5 protein-coding genes are annotated in these 3339 nt (G+C 66.1%); 3 read left to right on the forward strand and 2 right to left on the reverse strand.

What is annotated here, in order from left to right; all coding sequences use genetic code 11:
* Both VFA16_RS05625 and VFA16_RS05630 read right to left on the reverse strand, forming a co-directional pair.
* On the reverse strand, window positions 1-357 hold a 357-nt coding region (locus VFA16_RS05625; RefSeq protein WP_324966868.1), incomplete at its 3' end, for an alkyl hydroperoxide reductase.
* An 11-nt stretch (window positions 358-368) separates the two neighbouring features.
* On the reverse strand, window positions 369-956 hold the full coding sequence (locus VFA16_RS05630) for a peroxiredoxin (RefSeq protein ID WP_324966869.1): 588 nt from the start codon (window positions 954-956) through the stop codon (window positions 369-371).
* Between the two features lie 95 nt (window positions 957-1051).
* On the opposite strand from VFA16_RS05630, the gene VFA16_RS05635 reads away from it, so the two are divergent.
* The 3 genes from VFA16_RS05635 to VFA16_RS05645 form a co-directional block, all read left to right on the forward strand.
* Complete coding sequence (locus tag VFA16_RS05635; protein ID WP_324966870.1) at window positions 1052-1987, forward strand: hydrogen peroxide-inducible genes activator; 936 nt, start codon at window positions 1052-1054, stop codon at window positions 1985-1987.
* Window positions 1988-2036: 49 nt separating this feature from the next.
* A complete protein-coding gene (locus VFA16_RS05640; RefSeq protein ID WP_324966871.1) occupies window positions 2037-2684 on the forward strand; it encodes a PaaI family thioesterase in 648 nt (215 codons plus the stop codon).
* A gap of 8 nt (window positions 2685-2692) precedes the next feature.
* Window positions 2693-3339, forward strand: a 647-nt coding sequence (locus tag VFA16_RS05645) for a hypothetical protein (protein ID WP_324966872.1), incomplete at its 3' end; no start/stop codon positions are given.

Below are 3339 nucleotides of genomic sequence, written 5' to 3' on the forward strand. Positions count from 1 at the left end.
CAGCTCGAAATTGGCCTTCTCCACACCGGGATTGGCGATGATGTTCATCCGCAGTCCGGCACGCAGGTCGTCATACTGGCCCTCGAGGAAGCCGCGGGCGCGGTAGAACACGTTGTTCATCCCCATGATGGCCGCAGCACCCAGCGCCGACTGGTAGGCCTCGGCGGACAGGTGGTCGGCTGCCTCCGCGCCAATCTGAGCTAGCACCTGGGTGTTTCGCGTCGCGGCCGCGCTGGCCAGCAGCGTGCCCCACAGCTGCTCTTCGCCCAGCGTTGTGGTGCGGGTGATCGAGCCGAGGTTGAGCTTGAGGTCCTTGGCGTACTCGGGCAGCGCGGACTTCAGGTTCTCGATACTCATGCTGCCTTCCTTTACGCCGACTTCCTGAGCTCATCGCCGGCGTCGATGGTCGGGTCGCCCTTGCGCCAGTTGCAGGCGCACAGCTCGTCGGACTGCAGGGCGTCGAGCACACGCAGCACCTCGTCGACGTTGCGGCCCACCGAGCCGGCGGTCACCGAGACGAACTGGATTTCGTTGTTGGGGTCGACGATAAAGGTGACCCGATCGGCCACACCGTCGTCGTTGAGCGCGCCGGTGGCCGTGACCAGCTCGCGCTTGATGTCCGACAGCATCGGGAACGGCAGCTTCTTGAGGTCCTCGTGCTGGACGCGCCAGTTGAAGTGCACGAACTCGCTGTCCACCGAGACGCCCAAGACCTTGGCGTCGCGGTCCTCGAACTCGTCGTTCAGCTTGCCGAAGGCAGCGATCTCGGTCGGGCACACGAACGTAAAGTCCTTCGGCCAGAAGAAGATCACTCGCCACTTGCCGGGGTAGTCGTCGCCGGAGATGGTGGTGAAGTAGTCGCCGGGCTGCTTGGCGTCAACCTTCGACAGATCACCACCGACCAGTGCGGTGAGCTGGTAGGCGGGCAACTGGTCGCCAATGCTCAACAGGGCCATGTCGCTCCTCAAGTTCAAGATCGGATTTGCTCACCACCATCCTGCCGAAACCGCACTAAGAATTAAAGGTGATATATCCCACTATACTTATAGGTATGACCGATAGGAGTTATCAACCGACGATCGCCGGCCTGCGTGCCTTCGCGGCGGTGGCCGAAAAGCAGCACTTTGGCGGTGCCGCAACCACTCTCAGCGTTAGCCAGTCGACGTTGTCGCAGGCGCTGGCGGCGCTGGAAACCGGCCTCGGCGTCCAGCTGATCGAGCGGTCGACGCGGCGCGTCTTCTTGACACCGGAGGGCCGCCAGTTACTGCCACATGCCCAAGCGGTGATCGATGCTGTCGACGCGTTCACGGCGGCCGCGGCCGGGGCATCCGACCCGCTGGAGGGCAGCATGCGGCTGGGACTGATCCCCACGGTAGCCCCGTACGTGCTGCCGACGGTGCTGGGCGGGCTGGCCGAACGGTTGCCCGCGCTGACGTTACGGGTGGTCGAGGATCAAACCGAGCGACTGCTGGCGGCGTTGCACGAAGGCGCGTTGGACGCCGCGCTGATCGCTATGCCTGCCGAGACCAGCGGGATAACCGAGATCCCGATTTACGACGAAGATTTCGTGCTCGCACTACCGCCGGGACATCCGCTGTCGGGCAAGCGACGAGTACCGCCGGCGGCGCTGGCGCAGCTGCCGTTGCTGTTGCTCGACGAGGGCCACTGCTTGCGCGATCAGGCGCTGGACGTGTGCCATAAGGCCGGCATCCAGGCCGAGCTGGCCAATACCCGGGCGGCGTCGCTGGCGACGGCGGTGCAGTGCGTCACGGGAGGGTTGGGTGTGACGTTGATCCCGCAGAGCGCGGTGGCCGTCGAGGCGGCGCGCAGCCGGCTCGGCCTCGCGCAGTTCGCGACACCCCGGCCGGGACGGCGGATTGGTCTGGTCTTCAGATCCTCGAGTGGCCGCGATGCGGCCTACCGGCGGCTGGCCGCCATCATCGGCGAGTTGGTCAGCAGGGACCAGGACGTACGTCTGGTCGGTTAGGCGGCACCCGCCCGTCGACGCCTGGCAGGAACGTGTTCTAGTTTGCATCATGCTGGACTTCACCCAAGAGGACATCAGCGCCGAGGACGTCGAGCGGCTGCGCGCGATCTACGAACCGCTGGCCCGTTCGGTCCGCGAGCTGGTTGACGCCACAGTGCGGACCCAGGTCGACTCCGACGCCGTCGCCGCCGCCAGAGCCGAGATCGACTCGGCCACAACGCGATTGCGCTGCAAGCAGCTCGACGGCACGTTCGGTGTGCGCTACCTGGCCAGCGGCGAGCGGATGGCCTGGGGTAACGCCGTCATCGGTATCCGCAACCCGCTGGCCCCGCCGTTGGTGGTCAACCGCGACCCATCGGGAAAGGTGTGGTGCGATTTTCACCTCGGCGCGGCCTACGAGGGCCCCCCGGGACATGTGCACGGGGGAGTCGCCGCCCTCGTTCTCGACCACCTGCTGGGTGAAGCCGCCAGTGACGGTGTCAATCCGCGTTTTACCGGCACGATCAGCCTGCGCTATGTGCGGGCCACCCGGCTGGGCCGCCTGCGCGCCGAGGCCAGGACTTCGCGGGTCGAGGGGGCCAAGACGTTCGCGGTGGGTCATCTCGCCGACGACGAAGGAGTCACCGTCGAAGCCGAGGGTGTATTCATCTTGCCCAGGTGGCTGCGGGACCAACCGGACTCGCCGGTGCAGCGTTAGGTCTGCCCATGGAGAAGGTCATCGCTGTGTTGCGGGCGGCCGACCGCGACGACGACTGGTGCACCCGGCAACGAGGCCCCATCGCGGAGGCCATCCTTCGCCTCGGTGTTGCGGGGCTGACTGTCAACGTGCGCGACAGCGCGGTCCGCGATTCGCTGATGACGTTGACGACACTCGACCCGCCCGTCGCCGCGGTGGTGAGTATGTGGACTCAGCAGTGTTACGGCGAGCAGGTTACCGCCGCGCTGACCCTGCTGCAGATGGAGTGCGATCAGCTTGCCGCCTACCTGGTCACCGAATCGGTCCCCTTGCCAGCACCGCTCGGAATTGGCGCTCGCACAGCTGGTTTGGCTAACGTTGCGCTGCTGCGCCGGCCCGCCGACATGGACCAGCAGACCTGGCTGACCCGCTGGCAGCGCGACCACACCCCGGTGGCGATCGAGACCCAGGCGACATTCGGCTACACGCAGAACTGGGTGGTGCGCGCCCTCACCCCAGATGCGCCGGCAGTCGCCGGCATCGTCGAAGAGTTGTTCCCGGCCGAGGCGATCAGCGACCTGAAGGCGTTCTTCGGCGCCGCCGATGAGGACGACCTGCAGCATCGGATCAACCGGATGGTCGCCAGCACAGCGGCTTTCGGCGCCAACGAGAACAT

Origin of the sequence: Mycobacterium sp. (genome assembly GCF_035653355.1) — a bacterium.
Lineage (GTDB): Bacteria > Actinomycetota > Actinomycetes > Mycobacteriales > Mycobacteriaceae > Mycobacterium.

Bases quoted from the DNA above. Each gene is read 5' to 3' on its own strand.
- VFA16_RS05630 (WP_324966869.1), bottom strand. From the start codon at position 956: ATGGCCCTGTTGAGCATTGGCGACCAGTTGCCCGCCTACCAGCTCACC.
- VFA16_RS05635 (WP_324966870.1), top strand. From the start codon at position 1,052: ATGACCGATAGGAGTTATCAACCGACGATCGCCGGCCTGCGTGCCTTC.
- VFA16_RS05640 (WP_324966871.1), top strand. From the start codon at position 2,037: ATGCTGGACTTCACCCAAGAGGACATCAGCGCCGAGGACGTCGAGCGG.